At 68.2% G+C, this 24,245-nt stretch carries 25 protein-coding genes and 1 tRNA gene; 11 read left to right on the top strand and 15 right to left on the bottom strand.

The window, feature by feature from the left end:
* The first annotated feature begins 78 nt into the window (after positions 1-78).
* Positions 79-1,281: a DUF418 domain-containing protein gene (locus tag C469_RS00975; RefSeq protein ID WP_008003032.1), complete on the top strand. Its 1,203-nt coding sequence runs from the start codon at positions 79-81 to the stop codon at positions 1,279-1,281.
* A gap of 101 nt (positions 1,282-1,382) precedes the next feature.
* Here C469_RS00975 and C469_RS00970 read toward each other — a convergent pair whose 3' ends face one another.
* From C469_RS00970 to C469_RS00960, 3 genes are all read right to left on the bottom strand, one after another.
* Positions 1,383-3,161 carry an ABC transporter ATP-binding protein gene (locus C469_RS00970; RefSeq protein WP_008003030.1) on the bottom strand — a complete coding sequence of 593 codons (1,779 nt, stop codon included), beginning with the start codon at positions 3,159-3,161 and terminating at the stop codon, positions 1,383-1,385.
* Between the two features lie 60 nt (positions 3,162-3,221).
* On the bottom strand, positions 3,222-4,151 hold the full coding sequence (locus C469_RS00965) for a glycosyltransferase family 2 protein (protein WP_008003028.1): 930 nt from the start codon (positions 4,149-4,151) through the stop codon (positions 3,222-3,224).
* 65 nt (positions 4,152-4,216) lie between these two features.
* Positions 4,217-5,125 carry an aldo/keto reductase gene (locus C469_RS00960; protein WP_008003027.1) on the bottom strand — a complete coding sequence of 303 codons (909 nt, stop codon included), beginning with the start codon at positions 5,123-5,125 and terminating at the stop codon, positions 4,217-4,219.
* A 668-nt stretch (positions 5,126-5,793) separates the two neighbouring features.
* On the opposite strand from C469_RS00960, the gene C469_RS00955 reads away from it, so the two are divergent.
* Both C469_RS00955 and C469_RS00950 read left to right on the top strand, forming a co-directional pair.
* Complete coding sequence (locus tag C469_RS00955) at positions 5,794-6,687, top strand: hypothetical protein (RefSeq protein WP_008003024.1); 894 nt, start codon at positions 5,794-5,796, stop codon at positions 6,685-6,687.
* Positions 6,688-6,812: 125 nt separating this feature from the next.
* Positions 6,813-8,258 (top strand): glycosyltransferase family 2 protein, encoded by a 1,446-nt coding sequence (locus C469_RS00950; RefSeq protein ID WP_049910885.1) that lies wholly within the window; start codon positions 6,813-6,815, stop codon positions 8,256-8,258.
* Positions 8,259-8,313: 55 nt separating this feature from the next.
* Here C469_RS00950 and C469_RS00945 read toward each other — a convergent pair whose 3' ends face one another.
* From C469_RS00945 to C469_RS00930, 4 genes are all read right to left on the bottom strand, one after another.
* The gene (locus tag C469_RS00945; protein WP_008003019.1) at positions 8,314-9,033 is read right to left on the bottom strand and encodes a fumarylacetoacetate hydrolase family protein; all 720 of its coding nucleotides are present in this window, start codon (positions 9,031-9,033) and stop codon (positions 8,314-8,316) included.
* A 123-nt stretch (positions 9,034-9,156) separates the two neighbouring features.
* Positions 9,157-9,582, bottom strand: coding sequence for a hypothetical protein (locus tag C469_RS00940; RefSeq protein WP_008003017.1), 426 nt, complete (start codon positions 9,580-9,582; stop codon positions 9,157-9,159).
* Positions 9,582-9,923, bottom strand: coding sequence for a hypothetical protein (locus C469_RS00935; RefSeq protein ID WP_008003015.1), 342 nt, complete (start codon positions 9,921-9,923; stop codon positions 9,582-9,584). The genes C469_RS00940 and C469_RS00935 overlap by 1 nt, the downstream gene beginning before the upstream one ends.
* Entirely contained in the window at positions 9,920-10,201 is a 282-nt protein-coding gene (locus C469_RS00930; RefSeq protein ID WP_008003013.1) for a ubiquitin-like small modifier protein 1, read from the bottom strand. Before C469_RS00930 ends, C469_RS00935 begins: the two co-directional genes overlap by 4 nt.
* A 118-nt stretch (positions 10,202-10,319) precedes the next feature.
* Here C469_RS00930 and C469_RS00925 point away from each other — a divergent pair, with 118 nt between their 5' ends.
* Positions 10,320-11,849 (top strand): GMC family oxidoreductase, encoded by a 1,530-nt coding sequence (locus C469_RS00925; protein ID WP_008003011.1) that lies wholly within the window; start codon positions 10,320-10,322, stop codon positions 11,847-11,849.
* A gap of 55 nt (positions 11,850-11,904) precedes the next feature.
* Here the strand turns inward: C469_RS00925 and C469_RS00920 are convergent, their stop codons facing one another.
* From C469_RS00920 to C469_RS00905, 4 genes are all read right to left on the bottom strand, one after another.
* Entirely contained in the window at positions 11,905-12,288 is a 384-nt protein-coding gene (locus C469_RS00920) for a hypothetical protein (protein ID WP_008003008.1), read from the bottom strand.
* A 36-nt stretch (positions 12,289-12,324) separates the two neighbouring features.
* A complete protein-coding gene (locus C469_RS00915) occupies positions 12,325-13,089 on the bottom strand; it encodes an alpha/beta hydrolase (protein WP_008003005.1) in 765 nt (254 codons plus the stop codon).
* Positions 13,086-14,084: a phosphate signaling complex PhoU family protein gene (locus C469_RS00910; RefSeq protein ID WP_008003002.1), complete on the bottom strand. Its 999-nt coding sequence runs from the start codon at positions 14,082-14,084 to the stop codon at positions 13,086-13,088. The genes C469_RS00915 and C469_RS00910 overlap by 4 nt, the downstream gene beginning before the upstream one ends.
* Before the next feature lie 275 nt (positions 14,085-14,359).
* Positions 14,360-14,575, bottom strand: a complete 216-nt coding sequence (locus C469_RS00905) for a hypothetical protein (RefSeq protein WP_008003000.1) — start codon at positions 14,573-14,575, stop codon at positions 14,360-14,362.
* A 272-nt stretch (positions 14,576-14,847) separates the two neighbouring features.
* Between C469_RS00905 and C469_RS00900 the strand changes: the two genes are divergently transcribed.
* The 3 genes from C469_RS00900 to C469_RS00890 all read left to right on the top strand — a co-directional run bounded on the left by C469_RS00900 (position 14,848) and on the right by C469_RS00890 (position 17,313).
* Positions 14,848-14,958, top strand: a tRNA-Glu gene (locus tag C469_RS00900).
* A gap of 102 nt (positions 14,959-15,060) precedes the next feature.
* Positions 15,061-16,269: a cystathionine gamma-synthase gene (locus tag C469_RS00895; protein ID WP_008002995.1), complete on the top strand. Its 1,209-nt coding sequence runs from the start codon at positions 15,061-15,063 to the stop codon at positions 16,267-16,269.
* Between the two features lie 96 nt (positions 16,270-16,365).
* Complete coding sequence (locus tag C469_RS00890) at positions 16,366-17,313, top strand: D-2-hydroxyacid dehydrogenase (RefSeq protein WP_008002994.1); 948 nt, start codon at positions 16,366-16,368, stop codon at positions 17,311-17,313.
* 42 nt (positions 17,314-17,355) lie between these two features.
* On the opposite strand, the gene C469_RS00885 is transcribed toward C469_RS00890, so the two are convergent.
* Together C469_RS00885 and C469_RS00880 are read right to left on the bottom strand one after the other, a co-directional pair.
* Entirely contained in the window at positions 17,356-18,240 is an 885-nt protein-coding gene (locus tag C469_RS00885) for a ferritin-like domain-containing protein (RefSeq protein ID WP_147587222.1), read from the bottom strand.
* 224 nt (positions 18,241-18,464) lie between these two features.
* Positions 18,465-19,031 carry a peptidylprolyl isomerase gene (locus tag C469_RS00880; protein ID WP_008002990.1) on the bottom strand — a complete coding sequence of 189 codons (567 nt, stop codon included), beginning with the start codon at positions 19,029-19,031 and terminating at the stop codon, positions 18,465-18,467.
* 134 nt (positions 19,032-19,165) lie between these two features.
* Here C469_RS00880 and C469_RS00875 point away from each other — a divergent pair, with 134 nt between their 5' ends.
* The 3 genes from C469_RS00875 to truA all read left to right on the top strand — a co-directional run bounded on the left by C469_RS00875 (position 19,166) and on the right by truA (position 20,798).
* Positions 19,166-19,366 carry a XapX domain-containing protein gene (locus C469_RS00875; protein ID WP_008002988.1) on the top strand — a complete coding sequence of 67 codons (201 nt, stop codon included), beginning with the start codon at positions 19,166-19,168 and terminating at the stop codon, positions 19,364-19,366.
* 77 nt (positions 19,367-19,443) lie between these two features.
* Complete coding sequence (locus C469_RS00870) at positions 19,444-19,923, top strand: universal stress protein (protein WP_049910881.1); 480 nt, start codon at positions 19,444-19,446, stop codon at positions 19,921-19,923.
* A complete protein-coding gene (gene truA, locus C469_RS00865; protein WP_008002986.1) occupies positions 19,920-20,798 on the top strand; it encodes a tRNA pseudouridine(38-40) synthase TruA in 879 nt (292 codons plus the stop codon). The genes C469_RS00870 and truA overlap by 4 nt, the downstream gene beginning before the upstream one ends.
* A 7-nt stretch (positions 20,799-20,805) precedes the next feature.
* Here the strand turns inward: truA and C469_RS00860 are convergent, their stop codons facing one another.
* Positions 20,806-21,339 carry an Rrf2 family transcriptional regulator gene (locus C469_RS00860; protein WP_008002985.1) on the bottom strand — a complete coding sequence of 178 codons (534 nt, stop codon included), beginning with the start codon at positions 21,337-21,339 and terminating at the stop codon, positions 20,806-20,808.
* Between the two features lie 452 nt (positions 21,340-21,791).
* On the opposite strand from C469_RS00860, the gene C469_RS00855 reads away from it, so the two are divergent.
* On the top strand, positions 21,792-22,709 hold the full coding sequence (locus C469_RS00855; protein WP_008002984.1) for an NAD+ synthase: 918 nt from the start codon (positions 21,792-21,794) through the stop codon (positions 22,707-22,709).
* Here the strand turns inward: C469_RS00855 and C469_RS00850 are convergent.
* Positions 22,706-24,169 (bottom strand): M28 family metallopeptidase, encoded by a 1,464-nt coding sequence (locus tag C469_RS00850; protein WP_008002983.1) that lies wholly within the window; start codon positions 24,167-24,169, stop codon positions 22,706-22,708. The genes C469_RS00855 and C469_RS00850 overlap by 4 nt on opposite strands.
* Positions 24,170-24,245: the final 76 nt, after the last annotated feature.

Here is a 24,245-nt window from a genome sequence, read left to right as displayed (position 1 = left end):
TCCGCGGCGCTCCCGGTGTCGCCGATCGGCCGCTATCCGAACCTATTCGGTCCTGCGTTCCCTTTTGCGAGCCAACTCGTGACCCGCGACGCCGGCCCGACGCCGCCCTCTGACCGAATCGTCGCCCTCGACGCGCTCAGGGGCGTCGCCCTGCTCGGTATTCTCCTGATCAACGTCTGGTCGTTCTCGATGCCCGAGCAGACGCTCCTGAATCCGACCATCTACGGCGACTTCACGGGCGCGAACTACTGGGCGTGGGCGGTGAGCCACGTGTTCGCACAGAACAAGTTCATCACGCTGTTCTCGGCGCTGTTCGGCGCGGGGGTTCTGCTGTTCATCGACAGCAAGAACGAGAAGGGGCAGGACGCGGTTCGGCTCCACTACCGGCGGACCGCGATCCTCATCGCGATCGGACTCATGCACGCCTACCTACTGTGGTACGGCGACATCCTCGTCGCGTACGGGGTGACCGCGCTGATCGTCGTCGCGTTCCGCGACTTCGACGCCCGGCAGCTCGCCGGAGTCGGCGCGGTCTTCGTGCTGTTACTCCCCGCGCTCGAGCTGTTCGCGGCGGTCACCCTCGGCGGCGACGCGATCGCGGCGCAGTGGGCGCCGGCGGAGGCCGCGATCCGGCAGGAGGTCGCGACGTACCGCGGCGGCTGGCTCGAACAGCTCGACCACCGAGTCTCCTCCTCGTTCGGCCGGCAGACGAGCGGCTACATCAACGGGCCGTTCTGGCAGGTCGGCGGCACCATGCTCCTCGGGATGGCGCTGTACCGCTGGGGCGTGCTGACCGGCGAGCGGTCGGCGGCCCTGTACCGCCGGCTGGTCGCGCTCGGCGTCGTCGGCCTCGCGATCACCGTCGCCGGCGTCGTCTACATCGAGGCCAACGACTGGAGCGCCGACGCCGCGCTCTACTGGCGACAGTTCATTTACCTCGGCAGCTTCCCCCTCGCCGGCGGCTACCTCGGGCTCGTGATGCTGTACGCCCGCCGGCGCCCGAACGGCCCCGTGACTCGCGGCCTCGCCGCGGTCGGCCGGACGGCGTTCACGAACTACCTGCTGCAGACGGTGATCGCGACCACCGTCTTCTACGGTCACGGGCTCGGGCTGTTCGGCTCCGTCACCCGCGTCGAACAGCTGGGGTTCGTCGTCGCCGTCTGGGCCGTCCAGATCGCCCTGTCGGTGCTGTGGCTTCGATACTTCCGGTTCGGTCCCGTCGAGTGGGTGTGGCGGACCCTCACGTACGGGGAGAGACAGCCGATGCGGAACCCGGAGTGACGTCCGTCCCCCCGCCGGGACCGTTCATGGGGTCCCCCGCTGAGCGAGGCGAGCGCCTCGGGGCCTGACCCCGGAGAGACTCACGAGCGTCCGAATTCGCGTCACTGCGCGGAGTAGAGCTTCGCGTACTGGCCGTCGTTCTCGATGAGCGATCCGTGTTCGCCCCGTTCGACGATCGTCCCGTCGCTGACCGTGTAGATCCGGTCGGCGTCGCTGATGGTCGAGAGGCGGTGCGCGATGGCGAGGATCATGAAGTCGCGGTCCATCGACTCGATACCGGCCTGGACCTGCGTCTCGATGCTCGTGTCCAGGTCGCTCGTCGCCTCGTCGAGGACGAGGACGTCCGCGTCTTCTAAGAGCGCGCGAGCGAGCGCGACGCGCTGTCGTTGCCCGCCCGAGAGTCGGACCCCGTCGTCCCCGAGCTCCGTCTCGTACCCGTCTGCCAGATCGCCGACGAACTCGGTGACCTGAGCGATCTCACAGACGCGCTCTATCTCCTGCCGGCTCGCGTCCTGGTTCGCGACGAGGAGGTTCTCCTCGAGCGTCGTGTTGAAGATGAACGGGTTCTGTTGCACGTACGCCACCCGCGAGCGCCACTCGCCGACGTCGTATTCCTCGACGGGGCGTCCAGACGCCGTTATGCGCCCGGAGTCCGGCGTGTACAGTCTCGCGAGGAGCGACGCGATGGTCGACTTGCCCGCCCCGGACTCGCCGACGAAGGCGACGAACTCGCCGTGGTCCATCCGGAAGGAGACGTCGTTGAGTACCTCCTCGCTTTTGTCGTACGAGAAGGAGACGTCCTCGAACGCGATCGGAGAGGGGTCGTCCGGAAGCGGTTCCTCGCCCCCCTCGATCTCCGGGTTCCGCTGCAGGTTGTCGATGAACTCCTCGGTGCGGACGAGGTGCGGGAGCATCCCCTCGAGCTGGTAGAACCGCTGGTTCGTGCCGCTCACCGCCGGGCCGAGCTTGAACATGACGAACAGGAACGCCCCGAGCGCACCGAACGACATGGTCGTGAACGTGAGCGCAGCGTAGATCAGTCCGAATATCACCAACGCGATCGAGAGGTTGTACACGTTTCCGATCAGCGCCTCGTTGCGTTTCACCCGGATCGAGGATCCGATGTACTGCTCCATCGCGGCGGCGAAATCGTCGCGCAACTCGGCGCCGTACCCGAGCGTCTTCACCTCGCGAATGCCCTGCGTGCCGGCCTGGACGACCCGCTGTATCTGCTCGTTGGCCTCGGCGACGCGGTCGCCGATGGTGTAGGCGGACTCGACGGTGTTCCGCAGCCCGAAGGTCAAGACCCCGACGAAACCCGCCGAAACGACCGTCAAGACCGGGGCGAGGTACAGCGCGATCGCGAGGTACATCAGGATGAGCATGCTCCGCTGGAACACCCGAATGAACGCCTCTATGGCCTCGCCGGCCTTCTGTGCCTGCGTGACGATCGCGTTGAGAATGTCGTCCGACCCCTCGCGGTCGAAGTAGGCGATCCGAGCGTCTAGGGTGTTCTCGAACCCGCGAGACTGGAGGTCGGCGACGTAGTTGGTCCGCAGATATACGCGCGCCCACTGGGCCAGGAACGTGAACGTGTACCGCACGGTGAGCACCACGCCGACGCCGAGGACGATGGAGCCGAGCGTGAACGGGAGTCCGAGGAACTGATAGATGCGTGCGAATCCGCCGGCGATACCGCCCTCGGGCGGCGCTCCGGACGACTGAGCGACCTCGACCAGCGGGACGATCAGCGTCACGCCGATCCCCTCGAGCAGCGCAGTCAACACGCTGAACGCGACGATCGCGGCGGTGAACCGTGGTCTGTACGATGCGATCAGATAGAGTCCGTGTAACTTCTCGCGGAGAGGGATATCCGGCATTGTGTTCTGATTTCCGTGGGTAGTAATTGTTAATACGGAGTTACCGCCTCCTCCGCGCCGTCAGCCGTGGGTGACGGAGTTCCGGACCGCCCAGGCGACGTTCCAACCCGGCCGCCCGAGCAGGGACGTCGCGGCTCCGGCGCCGCATTTCAACGTACTACCGAGTCCGTTCGCGTAATAGGCGGCTCGCAGGAAGTGAGACACCGCTTCGGCGGACCACGCCTTCTCCTCGAGCCAGTATCGCGCCTGCCGCTGATGCCAACTCGCGAGGAGCTCCCGGCGGATCGACGGATACTGGTCGTACAGCTCGCGCCGGTGTTCGACGTTCTGTTTCACCTTCTGGAACCGCCGGGGGCCGGTCCATTTCCCGTTCGTGTCCTGCCGATACATGGCGAGGCACTCGTCGACGTAGTCGGTCTCGGTCCGCAGAGCCAGTTCGATCTTCAGGTCGGTGTCGCCCAACTCGATCTCGAGGTCGTCGTCTTCGCCCATGCCCGCGAGCGGCAGGCAGTCGAGCAAGACGTCGCGCTCCATCAGCATCGATCCCGTCCACATCGGGAAGGTATGGAAGGCCAGCGCCTCCTCTAAGAAGTCGCCCGAAACCGCCGGTTTCGGGTGGTTTCGCTCTCCGTTTCTGATGACGCCGCAGTACGAGACCCCGACGTCAGGGTTCGCCCGGAGCACCTCGGCCGTCTTCGTCAACTTGCCCGCGAGGAGTTCGTCGTCGTCGTCGAGGAACTGAACGTACTCGCCCGTCGACGCCTCTATCCCCGTCGCGTAGGCCCCGTTCCAGTCGCGGTTCTCCTCGTGGACGATGCCCCGGACCTCATCGTACCGCCGTATCACGGGCTCCGCGTGTCCCTCCCCGGAGTCGTCGACGACGATCAACTCGATCGGTTCGTACTCCTGGTCGAGGACGCTCTCGATCGCCTTTGGAAGGAGGTCGTTCCGATAATAGGTCGGAATAATGACGGATATTTTTGGAGGCATACACAATTGATCCTTTCCGCGCGGGCGTATTGTTAAGACGATACAAACGGTGAACCGCGAAATACTCACGGGATCATGTCTCGGACCGCCTTCGGCACGTACGGGCCGACAGCGGACCGAAACCGAGTCACGGCTCCCCGGTCGTTGGTCAGCCGGAACGAGAGCGGCCCCTCGAGGTCGTGGATCCGCTCCATCTCGCCGCTCGTGAGTTCGAAGTCGAACAGGTCGAGGTTCTCCCGCAGCCGGTCCGAATTCGTCGTTTTCGGGATCGTGACCACGCCGTCCTGCTGGACGAGCCACCTGAGAGCGACCTGTGCGGTCGACTTCCCGTATCGCTCTCCGATCCGTGAGAGCGTCTCGTCGCCGACGACGGTGCCGGCGGCGAGGGGGCTGTACGCCGTCAGTAGCACGCCGTGCTCCCGACAGAACGCGAGCATCTCGTCCTGATGGAAGTACGGGTTGTACTGGACCTGGTTGGTCGCTATCGGGACCTCGGAGGCGTCTATCGCCCGTGCGAGTTGCTCGGTCGAGAAGTTGCTGACCCCGACGTGGGTTATCTTTCCATCCTCCGCGAGATCGGAGAACGCGCCGAACACCTCCTCCATGTCTCCGTCGGAGTTCCACCAGTGAAGCAACACGAGGTCGATTCGGTCCATTCCGAGCCGCTCGAGCGACCCCTCGACCGCCTCGGTCAGTCGCTCGCGGTCCAAGAAGTCCGCGTATCCCTTCACCTTCGTCGTGACGAACACGTCCTCGCGATCGACCGGCGAGGTCTCGATCGCGCGGCCGACGACGGCCTCGTTCTCGTACGCCATCGCGGTATCGACGTGACGGTACCCGACCTCGAGTGCCTCTGAAACCGCGTTATAACACTTGTACCCCCCGGTTCGGTACGTGCCGAGTCCGATAGGCGGGACCGCCGTCAGCTTACCGTCCAACTCGTTAACGGGTTCGGCCACCGTCTCGCCTTTCATATTCGGTTCCATGGCGGCTCACACCGCGCGAGCCGCTCTCCGACCGGGAGCGGACTGCGATCGAAACACACCTTCGGGCGCGGGCGATCGCGCCTTCAAGAGTCTGTTCTCCGATACCCCCTCCACGGGATCGACTTGGATCGTCGAACTCGGACGAGTCATTACGTTCGGATGGAAACCGTGGTCACATATTGTTAATAAGATAATAAGAACGCGGTCCGGCCTCCTCTGACGGACGTCTGTCGAGACCAAAGAGACACGAGACGACCGACGGGGACGCCGCCCGGTCTCGACGGCGCCTCACCGCTGATTTGACATCCTCCCCGCGCTGAAGCGCGAGGATTCCACGGCGCTGCACCGCTGGTTTGGGATGGGTATCAGCGATGTTTTCGTTACCCACACCCAAAACGCCGAGACAGAGAAGAGCGCTTTCTGCGTGGAATCTGGCTCCCCGATATCGTCCGATTAGTCGGGCGGGCAGACCGCCTCGGTTGCCTCGTGGTACGTATCTCGGTACTTAAATACAGCCGTTCAACACCGCCAACGCGGTTAGGGTACGGTTTGTCTGATTCGTCCTCCCGTGAACGGCAGGGATGTCTCTTCGAAAGTTCTGTACCCCCCGTTAAGCCGGGTACTAACAATACGTCTCGTAGGCCACGTATCGGGAGATGCTTGGAGCGATCGCCGACGTGTACGCGGATCGGGGTGTCGAGGGAACCGCTCGTCTCGGATCGGAGTACGTCCTCCTTCGAAGTCCGCTCGCGTCGCCGCTGACGAAGTCGGCCTACTGGTCTGTCGCTCCGTCCTACTACCGGCGACAGTACCCGACCGATTTCGACGAGAGCGCGGCGGCGCCGGACCCGTTCAAGATCGGCTCGGCCTCTCCGTCCCGGATACGTCGGTTCACGCGGCGGTGTTACCCGCCGTGGAGGAACCGGGACCAGTTGTTCGGGACCGTGAGAGACGGCGACTGGGACAGGCGTCCGCACGAGGCGGCACCGACCTACGGCGGGCCGCCGGAGGAGCTCTTCCACGCCGACACCATCGCGGAGAGTCCGCTGTACCGGGCGCTTCGCGCCCGCTTTCTCGACGGCCGACAGTGGACCGAAACGCGGTTTATCGGAGAGGTCATCTCCCGCCTCGAAGACGGTGCCGAGTACGTCTGGCACGACTGTCGGACCCGGGCCGACGTCCTCGACCGGTGTGAGAAACTGGAGCAGATCCATCGGAGCATGAAGCGGCACGGCTGTCTGAGTTATCGGGAACGGACCGCGCCCCGCGATCGCGACGGGAACTTCATCGACGCGCTCGAGCGCGAGATCGTCGTCGACGTCGGACGAGACGGCGAACTGCTGCTCACCAGCGGGAAACACCGGCTCTGTATCGCCAAGCTGCTCGAACTCGACGCGGTGCCCGTGGCCTTCCTCGTGCGCCACGCGGATTGGATGCGGACCCGTCGCGCCGTGGCCGACGGTGATCGCCCCGGTACCGACCACCCGGACCTGCGAGACATCTCTGCTCGGCCCGCAGACGGCGTTTCGCGACACAAAGCCATCGCATGAACAAGAAAACCCGCCGTCGAATCCGGCCTCTCGGTATCGACTATCTCCCCCGTCCGGTCGGGATCGGGACCCAACTGGCGATGAAGACGTACTTTTCGTGGCGAACGCCCCCGGGCTGTGACGTCATGGCCGAGGAGTGGGACCTGCTCGTCGTCTTGGACGGCTGTCGGTTCGATATGTTCGAACGACAGAACTGGATCGACGGCGACCTGTCCGCCCGAACTTCGGTCGCGACCGCGACACCGGAGTTTCTGGAACGGACGTTCGGAGGGAAGACCTACGACGACGCGGTCTACGTGACCGCGAACCCGATGCACCGGATCGACGACTGGTGTTCCGTCGATCTCGACGACGTCTTTCACGACGTCATCGACGTCTGGGAGACCGATTGGGACGACGACCTCGGGACGCTCCCACCGGCGGCGATGGCCGCCGCGACCGAAGCGGCGCGTGATCGGTACCCCGACCGGCGGATCATCACGCACTTCGTGCAGCCGCACTACCCGTTTATCGGTCCGCTCGGCAAGCGTCTCGATCACGGGCGGATGAGAGGGAAACAACGGGCGAAAGGCGAGAACTCCGACGAGGAGGAGAAACCGATCTGGGACGCGCTCCGCGACGGGACCTACTCGGCCGAGCCCGTTCGGCAGGCGTACGAGGAGAACCTGTGGCTCGTGCTGCCCTACGTGCGGGAACTCGTCGACGCGTTGGACGAGACGATCGTCGTCACCTCCGACCACGGGAACCACATCGGCGAAGTCGTCACTCCGTTCCCGGTGAGGCTATTCGGTCATCCGCCGGGGATCCGGACGCCGGCTCTCGTGAACGTCCCGTGGCTGACGGTGACCGGCGACCGGACGAAACCGCACCCGCCCGAGAGGGAATCAGCTTCGCACCCGCCCGAGGAGGCGCCTGCTTCGGGTACCGATGGAGGCGTCCGTGAGACCCCGCGGAGTGGCGACGCGGAACCCTCCGACTCGCGCGTCCGATCGGGACCGCTCGTGTCGGTCGTTATCCCGACGGACCACCGGAACGAACGGCTCGCTACGGCCATCGAGAGCGTTCTGGATCAGCGCTACGCGCCGGTCGAGATCATCGTCGTCGACGACTCCGGGACCGGAAACGCGCGCGCGGTCGCCGAGAGATACGACGCGGAATACGTCGAGCATCCCGAACGACGCGGCGCAGACCGGGCGCGAACGAGCGGCATCGAGGTCGCCGACGGAAAGTACGTCCAACTGCTCGACGACGACGACCGGCTGCATCCCGAAAAGCTCTCGTCGCAGGTTCCGCTGCTCGAACGGGACCCCGACGTCGGCGTCGCGTTCTGCGGGTACGCGTCCGACGAGGGCGCCCGACTTCCGGACCCGGCCGCTCGGGGCGACGCACTCCGGTTCGGACCGACGGACCGCCCGATCTCGACGATGCTGATCTCGGCGTCGGTTCTCGACGATCTGCTGCCGCTACGGGACCGAACGGGTGCCGACGACGGCGGCCTCCGCATCGAACCGGACACGGGATGCGAGTTCGATTCGCTCGCCGACGCGCTCGTTTATAAGGGGGACGCCTGAGACCAGGCGGGCGCTCGTCGGCGCCCAACCCACATGTTCAAAAAAGCGATCTCGCTTACTCCCCGTCGACGACCGGGTTCGACAGCGTTCCGACGCCCTCGTAGGTGATCTCGACGCGCTCGCCCGGCTCGACGAGTCCGGGGTTCGCCGGGCTCCCGAAGGCGACGCAGTCGCCGGGTTCGAAGGTGAACCGCTTCGAGAGGTACGAGACGATCTCGCGGGGCCCGAACAGCATCAGCTCGGTGTTGGCGTCCTGCCGCTGCTCCCCGCCGACCGTCGTCGAGACGTCGAGGCTCGTCGGGTCGACGTCGGTCTCGATCCACGGGCCGAGCGGCGCGGAGCCGTCGAACGCCTTGCGCGCGGTCCGGCCCTGCTGGTCGAGCGCGTCCACGTCGTTCATGACGGTGTAGCCGCGGACGACCTCGGGCACGTCGGCGGGCTCGACATCGCGGCACCGCTCGTCGATGACGGCGACGAGCTCGCCGGCGTACGTCAGCTCGTCGGTCCACTCGGGGTACCGGATCGGCTCGCCGTGCGCAAGCAGGCTCGCGGGCGGTTTGATGAAGAAGTCCGGCTCCTCGGGGCGCTCGTACTCCATCTGGTCGAGCGTCTCCGCGTAGTTCCGGCCGACGCAGTAGAGCGCGCTCGGGTCGCACGGCGGGAGGAGCCGACCGTCGCGGCCGACCTCGTAGCGGCCGTCGTCGGCGACGATCGTCCCGTCTTCGTAGCGTCCGGAGACCGGTCCGTCCGGCGTGAGCAGGCGAGCGAGTCGCATACCGACACGTCCCGCGCGGGGCGTCGAAAAGGCGTCGGTGGACGCAACCGGGCGTCACTCCGCGCCGGAGCGGGCCGTTACTTCGCGCCGGAGCGGGCCGTTACTTCGCGCCGGAGTGCCCCGTCACTCCGCGCTCGAGTCGTCGGACACGCCGATCACGACGCCCGACCGGATCTCCAGGGCGGTCTCGAACTCCGCGCGGCGGTCGCTCCCGCCGGCGCGCTCGACGGCGGCCTCGTGGGCGCGGGCGACGGCGTCGCGCTCGCGGTCCGAGAGGCCGAGTCGCTCCCCGACGCCCTCCCAGTGGTCGGTCTCGACGAGGAACGTCTCGCGGTCCGACTCCGCCGCGATGCGCTCGTACCGCCGGCGGTACTCGTCGAGCCGCGGACCGAGGTCGGCCTGCACCCGCGCGAGCAGTTCGGGGAGACGCTCGGCGGGGACGCTCGCGAGCGCCGCCGTCTTCACGAGCGCCGTCCCCTCGATCGGGTAGTCGCCGGCCGGTGAGGGCGGCTCCGACCCCGGTCCCGGCGGCCCCTCCTCCCCGGCCATCACCCGCCGGCGCGCATCGCCTTCTGCCGGTACTTCGGGAGGAGCTCCGCGAGCGCCTCCGGGTCGCCGACGAACTCCGCGGTCACCTCGGTGAGCGTGATGGCGGCCGCGGCCGTCACCGTCTCGGCCCTGAGCGCGACCCGCCACCCGTCACCGTCTACGCGGGTCGCCTCCGCCGGGTCGTCAGTGCCGACGAGCTCGCCGCCGAGGTTGACGAGGTAATGGGCCGCGAGCCGCCGCGAAATGCCGCGATACGCGATCGTCTTCCGCTCCCACCCCTCCTCCGCGGACGGGAGGTCGACTCCGGCCTCGCCTCCGCCCGCGTCGCCGTCGGCGGTCATGTGCCGCCCGCCACCGGCGGGAACACCGAGAGCCGGTCGCCGTCTTCCAAGGACGTCTCCAACCCCTCGAGGTGGAGCACCTCCCGACCGTTCTTCAGCACGTTGATCTGGGGAGCGAGGTCGCCGTCGACGATCAGCCGACCGCTCATGCCCTCGTAGTCGGTCTCCAGCTCTCGCAACACGTCCCCGACGCTCGATCCGTCGGCGAACTCCGCCTCGACGATCTTCCCGCCGGCGGCCTCGCGAAACGTCGCGAAGAACCGCAGTTCCAGTTCCATGTGCCCACGATCGGTCCGGACCAACATAAAACGGTCCCGCAGCGGGGATCGGAACCGCCTCTCCGTGTGGTGTGGTACCAGAGCGTTTAGGTGGGGTCGGTCCGTCGAGGCGATCGAAATGACAGGAGAGACGTACGACTACGCGGTCGTCGGCGCGGGGTCGGCCGGTTGTGTGGTCGCTCGCCGCCTCGTCGAACAGGGGGCCGACGTGGTCCTGCTCGAAGCGGGCGCCCCCGACGAGGAGCACGAAGAGGTTATCTCCACGCCGGCTCGGTTCCCCGAGCTCTTCCGGACCGAGACCGACTGGGAGTACTACACCGAGCCACAGCCGGAGATGAACGACCGGCGGCTCTACCACCCGCGCGGGAAGACGCTCGGCGGGTCGAGTTCGCTCAACGCGATGATATACAACCGCGGCGTCCCGTGGGACTACGACAACTGGGCGGCGATGGGGAACGAGGGGTGGGACCACGACGCGATGCTCGACGCGTTCAAGCGGAGCGAGGACTTCGTCGGCACCGGCGACGAGGAGTTCCACGGCGAGGGCGGGCCGTTGACCGTGGCCGACCTGTCCGACCCGCATCCGACCTCCGAGGCGTTCGTCGAGGCCGCCGTCGAGTGCGGCATGGAGCGGAACGTCGATATCAACGGACGGAGCCAGACCGGCGCCGGACTGTACCACGTGACGCAACGCGACGGGAAGCGCTGCAGCAGCGCCGCGGCGTTCATCAAGCCGGTGCTGGACCACGAGGGCCTGACCGTCGAGACCCGAGCGCACGTCACCGATATCCGGTTCGACGACGCGAACCGCGCCGTGGGCGTCGACTACGAGATCGACGGGGAAACCCACCGAGTCGACGTCGCGGACGAGGTGGTGCTCAGCGCGGGCGCCTACGACTCGCCCCAGCTGCTGATGTGCTCCGGCGTGGGCCCGGCGGACCACCTGCGCGAGCACGGCATCGACGTGGTCGCCGACTCCCCGGGCGTCGGCCGAAACCTCCAGGACCACCTGTTCGCGTTCGTCGTGTACGACCGGACGGACGACGAGCCGCCGGCGCCGACGTCGAACATCGGCGAGGGCGCCGGGTACACCTACGTCGACGACGGCGAGCCCGCCCCGGACCTCCAGTTCCACTTCTGTCCCACGTACTACATGAACCACGGCTTCGACAACCCCGAGGGCCTCGGCTTCTCGATCGGATCGACGCAGCTCCGCCCCGAGAGCCGGGGACGGGTGGCGCTCGCCTCGGCCGACCCGACCGACGACCCCGTCATCGATCCGCGGTACCTCTCGGCCGAGCCCGACCTCGAAGTCCTGCGCGAGGGTATCAAGCGAGCCCGGGAGATCGCGCAGTCGGAGGCGCTCGACTCGGTCCGCGGCGAGGAGGTCTGGCCGGGCGAGGACGTCCAGACCGACGCGGAGATCGAGGAACACGTGCGCGAGACCGCGCACACCGTGTACCATCCGGTCGGCACGTGTCGGATGGGCGACGACGAGTCGGCGGTCGTCGACGACCGACTCCGCGTCCGCGGCGTCGACGGCGTCCGGGTCGCCGACACGTCCGTGATGCCGAACATTCCGAGCGGGAACACCAACGCGCCCGCGATCGCCGTCGGCGAGCGGGCGGCGTCGATGATCGGGGACTGACGGACGGTGCCGAGTCAGCCGTGATACGGCGCCGACCGATCGCCCGTGAGGGCGTTTACAAGTCCGACAGCCGGATCCCGTCCTCGACGAGCCGGAAGTTGCGCTCGCGCCCGAGCTCGTCGCCGAGCCACTCGTGCTCGTACAGCTGGCCGATGAGCTCCACGTAGAGGTTCCGCCACGCGATGGCGTAGATCGGCGACTGCCCCCACGCGCGCAGCTCCGGGACGAACTCGTGGTACGTGCTCGCCTGCGCCTCCATGCGCTCGACCGCGTCGGCGACGACCTCGGCCGCCTCCGCGGGCTCCGCGCCCGCGATCTCGTCGTTCAGCCGGGACTGGATCCCGGCGATCGCTCGCCGCATGTCCTGTTCGGCGGTGCCGTCCTCCTCGGGAAGCGACTCGACGACCCCTCTCGGCACGCCGAGTTCGATCTCTGGCATACCGATCAGTCCGCCGGCGACGCTCAAAAAACCCGCTCACCCGGCCAGCCACGCGCCGGTGACGTTGCCGACGCGCTCGCGCATCGCGGCCGGATCGGTGGGAACCGACTCGTCGCCGCGCTGCGGGCCGTACGCGCCGAACCCGGCGTGGTTGACTCCGTCGAGCTCGACGACCCGCGCGTCCGGCGGGAGGTTCGCGCGGCTCTCGCGCTCGCGCTCGGCGTCGAGCACGCCGTCGGCCGCGCCCAACACCGAGAGGACGCGGAGCCCGCTCTCGGAGACGTCCCGGTCGCAGTACGAGGCGTGGAGCACGAGCCCGTCGAACTCGTCGGCGTTGTCCGCGGCGTATCGACAGGCCATCGCGCCCCCCAGCGAGTGGCCGCCGACGGCCCACGACTCGATCGCCGGGAGCGCCTCCCGGGCGTCGTCGGCGCGGTTCGGTCCCAGCACGGCTAGGTTCAGCGGCATATCGACGATCACGACCGCCACGTCTCTCCCCGCGACCGCCTCCGCGGCGGTCGGGACGTAGCTCTCGGCGTTCACTCGAGCGCCGGGGTAGTAGACGAGCCCTCGCGTCTCCGCCGTCACCGGGCCGCTCCGGACCACCGTCGCCCCGTCGAGCCGGTCGACCGTCACGTCGCCCGAGGACTCCACCGCGTCGAGGGCGGCCTCGTCGGGACCCAGCCCGACCGCGAAGTAGGCCCCCGCCCCGACGGCGACGACCGCGCCAACGAGGAGCAGCGCCGCGAGCGCGACGCCGACGGTTCGGCGGTCGGGAACGTTCTCGCGACCGAGAGTCACGGCGTCGGCGCGGCCTTCTGGAGCGCCGTCTCGGCGACGTTACCGCCGTAATCGGCCGAGCGGAGCACGGAGTCGACCACCAGTCCGAGCAGCTGCGCGCGGGTGGGGTCCAGATCGCGGAGCAGCTCGTCGATCGCGCGCACCCGCTCATCGATGGCTCGGACGCCGGTGCGCGCCTCGTTCGCGAGGCGGGTCGCCTCCTCGCTGTCGTCCGCGAACAGCGCGTCCATCGCGGTGTCGATCACCTCGACCGCGTCGCCGTGGAGCTCGTTGACCGCCTCGACCACGTCGTCGGGGAGCGGTTCGTCGATGTTGAGCGTCAGGTGGGCGATCTTCGTCGCGTGGTCGCCGATCCGCTCCAGCTGGCGGGCGCTGGAGTGGTAGTCGAAGCACTCTTCGCGGGGGAGCCCGAGCTCCTCGGCCGCCTTCGGGGTCCGGAGCGTCGCCCGGAAGATCCGCGAGACGACGAGCCAGAGCCGGTCGAGGTCGTCGTCCCTCCCGATCACGTCGCTGGCGAGGTCGTGGTCGCGCTCGGAGAGCGCCGCGATGGCGTCTTCGAGCATCGACAGCGAGATCAGCCGCATCCGCGTGACCGCGTTGTGGATCGACAGCTCCGAGGAGTCGAGCAGGTCCTGCACGACCACCCGGTCGCGGGTCTCCTCTAACACCTCTAACCCGACGAGACTCTGAACCGCCTCGCGGACCGTCGACCGCTGCTCGGTGGTGATCTCGGCGCCCTCGAGTTCGATCACGTCGAACCCGCTGACGTACATCGTCGTCACCGCGCGGGTGAGCGCCTGTCCCGCTAGGTCCGAGATATCGAGCGTCCCCCGAGTGCGCTCCTCCTCGGAGCGCGGCGTGAGGAACAGCGAATCTCCGTCCGGGTGGAACTCGATCTCGGTTCCCGCCTCGACGTCGTTGTCGGTCGCCCACGTCTTCGGAATCGAGACCGTGTACGTCGACCCGCCGGTGACTTGCACCTTCCTCGTCTCCATATTCTGGTATGACACCCGAGCTCCCTTAAAGCTGTCCAGAATATATACCCGCGTGAAAAGGGCTCTACGCCGCGATATTGTCTCTATTTAAATACGCACTCGGATGGCGGCGGCCACAACTCAATGTGAATCTGCCGAAACGACCAAAATATATAGGTTTATATAGTTCTCTAGCCGCGGCCGGGGCTTCCGGTGTTCGAGGCTTCCGGTGTTCAAGGGCGACCGGATCCGGGCGCCCACCGAAACGGACAACTGTTCACGGGAAACGCGGTGTCTCACTCCTCTCGGTGATTCGGATCGAACCAGTAGTTGAACGCGGTCAGCGACAGACCGATGCCGACAGCGAAAATGTAGTCGGGCGCACCGAGCGCCAGGCTAACCGCGAACGAACTGAGCGCGGCCGCGACGCCGACGAGGAGGGCGTATCCGCCGCGAGAGAACCCCGAGACCCACTCGTCGAGGCGTCTGTACGTCCGTCTCGGACCGTCCATAGCCGTTCTCCTCGTCGAAGTCGAAAATACGTGTCGGATATGTGATCGAAGCCGATCTCGAAGCGCCACGCTCGATCCGCCCGCTTATAAACGGGCCGACCGTGCCACCGGAGGGTCGTCGCCGCTCGTATATCCCCGCTCTCGGCGGCGAGGAAGGGGACGAGGTCGTCGACGGCGAGTCGGACGAATCCGGCGACCCGACCCTGGCGACCGCTCCCACGGTGCCGCGAGTTAAGAAGAGTTAAATCGGATGCGGCACAACCCGGAATTGCGCTCGGTTGGTGTAGTCCGGCCAATCATGTTGGCCTTTCGGCAGACGCGGCGCGACGGCGCGCCGGTTTGGAAGACAGCCGACGACCAGGGTTCAAATCCCTGACCGAGCACTTCTCACACTCCTAGTCGCAGCTGTAGCGGTCGCTGTCGCCGTTCGCTCTCCGCCGTCTCGGAAGGGGAAGAATCACCTCTCTCGGCGACGACCGTCGGGTATGAGCGACCGATCCGACGCCGCCGATGGCGGCGACTCCCGCGACGGCGACGCCGACGACCGCCGCTTCGAGACGCGCGCGATTCACGCCGGGCAGGAGCCCGACGCGGAGACCGGCGCGCTGATGACTCCGATCCACGCGAACTCCACGTATAAACAGGACGCGCCCGGCGAGCACCGGGGGTACGAGTACAGCCGGACCGGGAACCCGACCCGGACCGACCTCGAGGCCAACCTCGCCTCGCTGGAGTCGGGGAGCCACGCGCGCTGTTTCTCCTCCGGGATGGGCGCGATAAACACCGTCCTGAACCTGCTGTCCGCGGGCGACCACGTGGTCGCCGGCGACGACGTGTACGGCGGGACCCACCGCATCCTCACGCAGGTGTACGACGAGTACGACATCGAGACCTCCTTCGTCGACACGACGGACCACGACGCGGTCCGGGCGGCGATGCGCGAGGAGACGGAGTTGGTGTGGGTGGAGACGCCGACGAACCCCCTCATGAACGTCAACGACATCGGCGCGATCGCGGATATCGCGCACGAGCACGACGCCCTCTGCGCGGTCGACAACACGTTCGCGACCCCGTACCTCCAGCGCCCGCTCGAACACGGCGCCGACATCGTCTCCCAGTCGCTGACGAAGTACCTCGGGGGCCACTCCGACACGATCGGCGGCGCGCTGATCGTCGACGACGCCGACCTCGACGAGCGGCTCGGCTTCTACCAGAACTCGGTGGGCGCGACGCCCGGCCCGTTCGACTCCTTCCTCGTGTTACGCGGGACGAAGACGCTCCCGGTGCGGATGGACCGCCACTGCGAGAACGCGATGGAACTGGCCGAGTGGCTGGCGGACCACGAGGACGTGAGCCGGGTCTACTACCCCGGACTGGAGAGCCACCCGGACCACGAGCTCGCGGCCGAGCAGATGGACGCGTTCGGCGGCATGCTCTCCTTCGAGTTCGACGGCACCCTCGATCAGGCCTCGACGGTCGTCAGCGAGACCGAGGTGTTCACGCTCGCGGAGTCGCTCGGCGGCGTCGAGAGCCTGATCGAGCAGCCCGCGGCGATGACCCACGCCGCGATTCCCCGCGAGGAGCGGCTCGCGGCCGGGCTCACCGACGGGCTCATCCGAGTCTCCGTCGGGATCGAGCACGTCGACGACATGAAAGCCGACTTCCGGCGGGCGTTCGACGCGGCGCTGCAGTAGGCGAATCGACGGACGGACGCCGGCGAACGGCGGTCGAATCCGGCACCGGTCGCCGGACGGGCATCCTTTTTATCCGTTGCGCCGAGTCTCCCCGCCATGAGCGACCCAGACGTCGTCGTGTTGCGACAGACGATTCACGGCTCGGACGGGGCCGAACTGGCCGCGGCGATCCGGGAACGACTCCCGGACCGCTCCGTCGTGCTGGCGCGGACGCCGGCCGAGGAGCGCGAGTTGCTCGAGACCGCGCGGATCGCGGTCGGGCTCGACATCGACGAGGAGCTGCTGGCGGCCGCCGAGAACCTGGAGCTGTTCGCGTGCGTGTTCGCCGGTACCGGGCATCTCCCCCGGGAGGCGCTCGCGGACCACGGCGTCGCCCTGACGAACGCCTCGGGGGTGCACAAGCCGAACATCGCCGAACACGTCCTCGGGTCGATGATCACCCACGCCCGCCAGTGGACGCGCGCGCACCGCCAGCAGGAGCGTCGGGAGTGGCGGAGCTACGAGACGACCGAGGTGTACGGGTCGACCGTCGCGGTCGTCGGCCTCGGCGCGATCGGCTCCGCCGTCGTCGACCGCCTGGAGCCGTTCGACGTGGACACGGTCGGTGTCCGGTACTCGCCCGAGAAGGGCGGCCCGACCGACGCGGTCTACGGGTTCGACGAGTTCCACGACGCGGTCGCGGACGCGGAGTACGTGGTGCTCGCGTGCCCGCTCACGGAGGCGACCCGCGGGCTCGTCGACGACGACGCGCTCCGCACGATGCGGGCCGACGCGATCCTGATAAATATCGCCCGCGGTCCGGTCGTCGACACCGACGCGCTCGTCTCGGCGCTCCGGAACAGCCGCATCCGCGGCGCCGCGCTGGACGTGACCGACCCCGAGCCGCTCCCCGAGGACCACCCACTGTGGGGGCTCGGCAGCGTCACGATCACCCCGCACAACGCCGGTCACACCCCGCACTACTACGAGCGCGTCGCCGACATCCTCGCGAGAAACGTCGACCGGCTCGACGGCGGCGAGGAACTCGAAAATCGGGTCGCGTGAGCGGACGCCCCGAGGCGCCGAGGGTATTGCTGTCAGTCGCTCCTACTCGTCGTCGTCATCGCCGCCGTCGTCGCCGTCGCTACCGCCATCCTCGCCGTCGCCGTCGCTGCCGCCATCTTCGCCGTCGCCATCCTCGCCGTCGTCCTCGTCATCGTCGTCACCCTCCCCCTCTGACACAATAAACGGGCCGACGGCGTCGAGAACGGCCTGCTGGGAGAGGGCCGAGTCGAACGCGTTCGGGAAGGGAGACTCGCCGTTGAGGTGGTTGAGGAACGCGGCGTGACGCGCCTCGACGCTGTGGATCGACAGCGCGGCGCTCTGGAGGTCCGGGCTCTCGATGAACGGTGCCGCACCGGCGTAGGCCGCGACTCCCGTGTTCTCGAACACTTGCGCAGTCGCCAGGAATCCCTCCACCGTTTCGAGTCCGAAATCGTAGTCGGCCTCGGGGTTGGGGTCACCGCCGAGCAGCGTGATCGCCTCACCGAGGACCTCGACGTGGACCGCCTCGTGTTCGCCGATCACCTCGACGTGGTCGTACATCATTCCCTGAAGCTCTTCGGCGGTCCCCCCGCTGAGACCCTGGAAGTCCCATTGGAAGTCCGCCTGCGCGAAGTCCTCCATGCTGAACATCTCTAACCCCTCGCGATAGAACGCGTTCTCGAGGTTCTCCAGCGTGAGCGCGTAGTTCAACACGTCGAGGTCGGTCCCCGCCACGTCGTCGAAGTTCGCCATCATCTCGTCCGGGGCGCTGTCCTCGTCCTGGCCCATCGCGAGACCCGTGCCACCGCCGAGCGCGAGTAACGCCCCTCCGGCCAGCACTGAGCGGCTCAAAAACTTTCGACGGGAACCACCGGTGTCCTCTGCCTGTTCTTTCACCGATTCCGCGATCCGTTCCGCGTACGCCTCTGGGTCGTCTATATCTGTCATAGCTGTTGAACTGGGTGAAACCCCAGCGTTCCCACAATGGAGTATATGATTGATAGTTATAGACCGCTCCGAAATAGTATCGCTGGCTTATCGATTACGCGGAAATACTATCGCTGAATTATTGTCGTTTGATCAACCGTTATGATCGGAACAACGGCCTCCGAGGATGACGCTCCTTCGGACGTCTCACCGGCCAAAAAGCGATAACGCCGCGGATCTCCGTCTTACTCGTCGACGGTAACGCCTTCGATCTCGACGGTGTCGCGGGGTTCGTCGCGCCGGTCGGTCGGGAGGGCGCCGATCTCCTCGACGGCGTCCATCCCGTCGATGACCTGCCCGAAGACGGCGTGCTTGCCGTCGAGGTGCGGCGTGGCGTCCAGCGTGATGAAGAACTGCGAGCCGTTCGTGTTCGGGCCGGAGTTCGCCATCGAGAGGATGCCCGGACCGTCGTGGGTGAGGTCGTCGTGGAACTCGTCGTCGAACTGGTAGCCGGGGCCACCGCGGCCGCTCTCCTGCGGGTCGCCGCCTTGGATCATGAAGCCCTCGATGACGCGGTGGAAGACGTTCCCCTCGTACAGGGAGTCGCCCCGAACTTCGCCGGTCTCCGGGTCCTCCCACGTGTTCGTGTCGCGCGCGGGGTCGGCGTCGGCGGCGGGGTCGTGACGCGCCAGTCCGAGGAAGTTCTCGACCGTCTTCGGCGCGCGGTCGGCGAACAGCTCGACGACGACGTCGCCGTGGTTCGTCTGGAGCGTCACCTGCGGGTTGTCGGGGTTGGTAACCTCTCGTGCCATGCCTCAACGGTGGAGCGCCCGTCTGAAAACCCTGCCCATCCGCGGCGCGGACGGGAGTCGGTAGGCCGGACAGCGATCTCCCGGCACCGACCGCGAACGCCGCCCTTATCAACGGACGCCGACGAATCGCCGACATGAGTTCCACGCCCGTGGTGACGATCGCGGCCCTCGTCGTCGGCCTGACGGTCGGCGCGCTGTTCGCCTTCCTCCGCGTCCCGATCCCCGCTCCGCCCGAACTGCCGGGCGTGGTGGCGATCGTGGGGATCTACCTCGGTTTCAAGCTCGTCGGCTACGCCGGCGTCGGCTTCGACCTCCTCGAGGCGCTCGGGCTGTAGCGACTTCCCTCCGAAGACCGGTGGTCCTCGCCGCGACGGCCGGTACCGTTTTGCACCCGGCGGGCGGACGCTCGGGTATGTACGACGCGATCCTCCTCCCCGTGGCGCCGGGCGGCGAGGCGAACGACGCGATCCCGCACGCGAAGAGCCTCGCGGAGCGGTACGACGCCACCGTGTACGTCGTCTCCGCGATCGACACGGTCGCGCAGACGCTTCGCGGCCCCCAGGCCGGCGCGTTCGCCGAGCGCGTCGAGGACGCGGCCGAGGAACGCGTCGAGGAGGTGACGGCGGAGCTGGAGTCCGCGGGCGTCGACGTGGTCGGCAACGTCGTCCGCGGCGAGCCCGTCGACGTCATCGAGAACGCCATCGGCGACGTGGGCGCCGACATCGTCGTGATGCCGAGCCACACCCGCTCCGGGATCCAACGCGTCCTCCTCGGGAGCGTCACCGAGAAGGTCGTGCGGGTCTCCGCCGTTCCGGTCGTCACGGTGCCGATGGCCGACCGAGACGAGGAAGCGGAGGCCGCAGACGCGGGCGACGGCCCCGACGCGGAGTGACCGAGGCCTCGGAGGCGGCGACCCGCGCGTTCCGGGTCGCGTACGACGGCCGCGAGTACGCCGGCTTCCAGCGCCAGCCCCACGCGACGACGGTCGAGGGGACCCTCCTTCGGGCGCTCGCCGAACACGGGATCCTCGACCGGGGCGACGGGCCGACGCACGCGACGCCGCCGGGATACGCCGCCGCGGGCCGGACCGACGCCGGCGTCTCCGCGGTCGCGCAGACGGTCGCGTTCGCGGCGCCCGACTGGCTCACCCCGCGGGCGTTCAACGGCCACCTCCCCGGCTCGGTGCGCGTGTGGGCGGCCGCCGACGTGCCCGACGGGTTCCACGCGACCCACGACGCGACCCGACGGACCTACCGATACCACCTGTACGCGCCCGCTCGCGGGGACGGCGCGGACCGCGACCACGCCGTCGACGACGAGCGCGTCCGCGACGCGCTCGCCCGGTTCTCGGGCGAGCACGACTTCCACAACCTGACGAGCGACGAGCACGGGACCGTCCGCGACCTCACCGCGAGCGCGACCCGAGAGGACGACCTCCTCGTCGTCGAGGTGTCCGCCGGGGGGTTCCCGCGAGCGCTCGTGCGCCGGCTCGTGGCCGCGGTCCGCGCGGTCGGCCGGAGCGCGGCCGACCCGTCCCTGATCGACCGTCTGCTCGCTCTCGAGCCGGTCCCCGGCGAACTCGGCGTCGGTCCCGCGCCGCCGGAGCCGCTGGTGCTCTGGGACGTGGCGTACGAAGATGTCGCGTTCGCGGTCGATCCCGAGGCGGCCGAGAGCGCGCGCGTGGCCTTCGGAGAGCGGTACCGCGACGCTCGGCACGCCGCCGCGGCGACGGGCGCGATCCGGGACCGGATCGCGGGACCCGACTGACCGCGACCTACGCGGCCGACCCCCGGCCCGGCGTCTCCATCCCTTCGACGCGGACCAACAGGGTGTTGCCGTCGACGTGGGTCGCGTCGACGACGCCCGAGAGGCGGAGCCCCGCCCCCGGCGTCGGACCGACGGTCACGCGGTCGCCGGCGTCGAAAGAGCCGACCGGTCCGCGGATCACGAGCTCCGCCCGGCACAGCTCGGGGTTGGTAACGCTGGAGAGGTCGATCTCCTCGACGTTCACGCCCTCCACCGGGTCGCCCTCGCGCTCGACGGGCGTGCTCGCGGCGTCGTCCATCCGCTCGACGCCGAGCGTCTCGTAGGCGGCATCGGTCGGGACGTAGCCGCCCTGCGGTCCGGCGACGCCCTCGACTAACCCGATGTCGCGCAGGCTCTGCATCCGGTTTCGGACCGTCCCGGGGTTGCGGTCGATCGACTCGGCGATGGTCCGGCCGGACACCGGTCGATCCGCGTTCTCCGCGAGGTTTACGAGCGCGGTGAGCACCCGTTTCTGACTGCTCGTGAGCTGTATCGTCGACATGGTCGTATTCAACAAATATTGATGTATAAATGTTCGGTTATTTCCACCTTATATTGTTGTTAGCTAGCTATATTCCCGAGATCATTTGGTTTCTAGTACTATTTCACGTGTTCGTTCGCTATTCGTCTCATCCCATACCTTCGATGACCGAATATCTGATTTTCGCAAATATCTCGCGTGTCAGTTGACAAAATTGATGGAAAAATAAGTAGAATAGATCTTACACTGCGTAATATGGGTATATCCTTAAACAAACTCCACCGTGAGTATTTACCCGTCCGTTCGGAATCGATGGGTGAACATGAGCTTTCGAACCGACGCCCGCGCGTGCCTGCGGCGCACAGGGGTCACGAGGGTCGCTCGAATCGCTCGAATCGCTCGAGGGTCGCGCGCCTCGAGCGAGCGAACCCGTGACGAACCGGTCCCGAACCCGGCGTTCCGAGGGCGCACCGATGGGTGACCCGCGGTCAACCGCGTTCGAGTCGGGGACGGCGCCAGACCGCTCCGCGGCCTCGACATCGAGCGAGGAGGACCCGCCGATCCGCGACGCCCCCGACGACGCCGTCGGCCCGTTCGACGCCCCCGACCCGGTCGCGGAGCGCGAGCGGATCCGGGCGTTCATCGACGACCGAGTCGCGGCCGCGAACGCGGACGGAGTGGTCGTCAACATGAGCGGCGGGCTCGACTCCACGGTGACGGCGGCGCTGGCGGTCGAGGCGCTCGGCGCAGGCCGCGTGTACGGGCTGATCCTCCCCTGCAACAAGATCGGGGCGCCACACGCCCGCGACGCCGAGGCGCTCGCGGACGCGCTCGGGATCGAGCACGACACGGTCCACCTCCAGCCGCTGTTCGCGCAGTTCGGCGCGGTCGCGCCCGACCGGTTCGACCTCCACGACGAGCCGGTCCGCTCCGGGAACGCGATCGCGCGCCTCCGGATGACGCTCGCGTACCTCGCCGCCAACGCGACGAACCGGCTCGTCTGCGGGACGACCAACCGGAGCGAGCACCTGCTCGGCTACGTCACGAAACACGGCGACGGCGCCGCCGACCTGCTCCCGCTCGGCCACCTGTACAAGACCGACGTCCGCGCGCTGGCCGACGAGCTCGACGTGCCCGAGTTCGTCGTCGAGAAGCCGCCCACCGCGGGCTTTCTCCCCGGACAGCGCGACGCCGACGACCTCGGGGCCCCCTACGAGGTGATCGACGCCGTGTTGCGGCTCGGCGTCGACCGCGCGCTCGACGCCGAGGCGATCGCCGAGCGAGTGTCGGACGGCGCGGACGAGGAGACGGTCGCCGACCTGCTCGCGCGCCACCGCGCCTCGGCGCACAAGCGCACACTACCGCCGATGCCGACGGGGAGGGGCAACTAATCCCACCCGGTCGGCCAGAGGTCGGCCGCGCGCATCCCCGTCTCGAAGTCGGCCCCCCTGAGCGCCGCGATCAGGTCGTCGCGGTCGAGCCGGGGGGACTCGCGCTCGGGGGCCGCGAACTCGGCGACGAGCAGCGCGGTGAGCATCGCGTGCTCCCGGACGTTTCGGTCGTCGACCTTGTCGCGGGTGTCCGCGTGGGTGTGGCCCCAGCCGCGCCCGCGGTCGCCGGAGTCGCTGTGGAGCTGGAGCGCCGGCACCCCGCGCCGGACGAAGGGCCACTGGTCGGAGAACGGGTGCGGCTCCGCGTCCACCGCGATCGGCTGGGCGGTCCCGAGCGACACCGCCTCGGCGACCGACGCCGCCGTCTCGGACGCGTGCGCCAGCGCCATGAGGTCGCGGAACCGCCCCGCGCCGTCGACGTTGATGACCCCCTTCACCCGGTCGAGGTCGACTCGCTCCGCCAACCGCTCCGAACCGAGGAGCCCGACCTCCTCCGCCCCGACCCCGACCACGTCGACGCCGATCGGGAGGTCGGCCTCGGTCAGCACTCCCGCGGCGGTCGCGACCGTCGCGATCCCGCAGCCGTTGTCGAGCGCGCCCTCCGCGATGTCGTGCGCGTCGTAGTGCGCGAGCAGGAGGAGCCGCTCGTCGGTGTCCGGGCCCGCGCGACCGACCACGTTCCGGCTCTCGCCCGGCTCGGTCGACGCCTCGACCGACAGCTCGGCGGTCGCTCGGGTCGGCTCGGACTCCCCCGCACCGCGCCCGACCGCCCCGGCGCGCTCGCTTTCCCCGCCGACCGCGTACTCCCGGAGCCACGCGCCGGTCTCCTTCGAGACGCCGACCGCGACCGCGTCGGCCTCCGCGCCGAAGGTCAGCGACCCGGTGGGGGGAAGCTGGCCGTCGAGGTGGTTGACGAAGACGAAGCCGACCGCGCCCGCGTCGATCGCGTACCCGAACTTCTCCATCCGGTGGACGAACCGGCCGCCCTCCGGGGTCGTCGTCGACGCGACCGCGATCCGTCCCTCGACCTCCCGCTCGTCGATCTCGGCGGGGGTGCCGTACCCCACGTCGACGAGGTCGCCCGCGACGCTCCCGGCCGGCGAGTAGGGGAGCGCGAGCGCCTCGAACTCGCGGGTCGCCGCCGCGCCGTCGCGTCCGGGGACGGTCAGGCGGAGCGTCGCGTCCCCGCGCTCCCACGCCGCCATCTCGAACGGTCTCGTCTCGACCCCGGAGAGCCCCGCCCGCTCGAACGCGTCGGCGACGACCTCGGCGGCCCGACGCTCGCCCTCGCTGCCGGCCATCCGGCTCCCGATCGCGGTGAGGTCGGTGAGGAAGCGCCGCGGTTCGCCGTCGGTCCACGTGCGGCCGAGCGCCGGCGCGAGCTCGGCGCGTCGCTCGCGGACGCGCTCGACGGCCGCCGGGTCGACCGTCACGTCCGTCGCGTTCGGCTGTGAGTGCATGGGGACGACTCCGTCGGCGGCGGGTTAAGCGTGTGGCTCGCGGCACCCGAAACGCTACGTTCAAGTGGCACGGTTC

Source organism: Halorubrum lipolyticum DSM 21995, assembly GCF_000337375.1.
GTDB classification, from domain to species: domain Archaea; phylum Halobacteriota; class Halobacteria; order Halobacteriales; family Haloferacaceae; genus Halorubrum; species Halorubrum lipolyticum.
Note: the sequence above shows the minus strand (reverse complement) of the source record. Positions and strands in the feature narration are given on the sequence as shown.

Coding starts and splice junctions, on each gene's coding strand:
- C469_RS00925 (WP_008003011.1), top strand. CDS start 10,320: ATGACAGGAGAGACGTACGACTACGCGGTCGTCGGCGCGGGGTCGGCC.
- C469_RS00860 (WP_008002985.1), bottom strand. CDS start 21,339: ATGTCGACGATACAGCTCACGAGCAGTCAGAAACGGGTGCTCACCGCG.
- C469_RS00940 (WP_008003017.1), bottom strand. CDS start 9,582: ATGGCCGGGGAGGAGGGGCCGCCGGGACCGGGGTCGGAGCCGCCCTCA.
- C469_RS00855 (WP_008002984.1), top strand. CDS start 21,792: ATGGGTGACCCGCGGTCAACCGCGTTCGAGTCGGGGACGGCGCCAGAC.
- C469_RS00935 (WP_008003015.1), bottom strand. CDS start 9,923: ATGACCGCCGACGGCGACGCGGGCGGAGGCGAGGCCGGAGTCGACCTC.
- C469_RS00955 (WP_008003024.1), top strand. CDS start 5,794: ATGCTTGGAGCGATCGCCGACGTGTACGCGGATCGGGGTGTCGAGGGA.
- C469_RS00965 (WP_008003028.1), bottom strand. CDS start 4,151: ATGCCTCCAAAAATATCCGTCATTATTCCGACCTATTATCGGAACGAC.
- C469_RS00945 (WP_008003019.1), bottom strand. CDS start 9,033: ATGCGACTCGCTCGCCTGCTCACGCCGGACGGACCGGTCTCCGGACGC.
- C469_RS00950 (WP_049910885.1), top strand. CDS start 6,813: ATGGCCGAGGAGTGGGACCTGCTCGTCGTCTTGGACGGCTGTCGGTTC.
- C469_RS00960 (WP_008003027.1), bottom strand. CDS start 5,125: ATGAAAGGCGAGACGGTGGCCGAACCCGTTAACGAGTTGGACGGTAAG.
- C469_RS00870 (WP_049910881.1), top strand. CDS start 19,444: ATGTACGACGCGATCCTCCTCCCCGTGGCGCCGGGCGGCGAGGCGAAC.
- C469_RS00930 (WP_008003013.1), bottom strand. CDS start 10,201: ATGGAACTGGAACTGCGGTTCTTCGCGACGTTTCGCGAGGCCGCCGGC.
- C469_RS00895 (WP_008002995.1), top strand. CDS start 15,061: ATGAGCGACCGATCCGACGCCGCCGATGGCGGCGACTCCCGCGACGGC.
- C469_RS00880 (WP_008002990.1), bottom strand. CDS start 19,031: ATGGCACGAGAGGTTACCAACCCCGACAACCCGCAGGTGACGCTCCAG.
- C469_RS00885 (WP_147587222.1), bottom strand. CDS start 18,240: ATGACAGATATAGACGACCCAGAGGCGTACGCGGAACGGATCGCGGAA.
- C469_RS00920 (WP_008003008.1), bottom strand. CDS start 12,288: ATGCCAGAGATCGAACTCGGCGTGCCGAGAGGGGTCGTCGAGTCGCTT.
- C469_RS00850 (WP_008002983.1), bottom strand. CDS start 24,169: ATGCACTCACAGCCGAACGCGACGGACGTGACGGTCGACCCGGCGGCC.
- C469_RS00970 (WP_008003030.1), bottom strand. CDS start 3,161: ATGCCGGATATCCCTCTCCGCGAGAAGTTACACGGACTCTATCTGATC.
- C469_RS00905 (WP_008003000.1), bottom strand. CDS start 14,575: ATGGACGGTCCGAGACGGACGTACAGACGCCTCGACGAGTGGGTCTCG.
- C469_RS00875 (WP_008002988.1), top strand. CDS start 19,166: ATGAGTTCCACGCCCGTGGTGACGATCGCGGCCCTCGTCGTCGGCCTG.
- C469_RS00910 (WP_008003002.1), bottom strand. CDS start 14,084: ATGGAGACGAGGAAGGTGCAAGTCACCGGCGGGTCGACGTACACGGTC.
- C469_RS00890 (WP_008002994.1), top strand. CDS start 16,366: ATGAGCGACCCAGACGTCGTCGTGTTGCGACAGACGATTCACGGCTCG.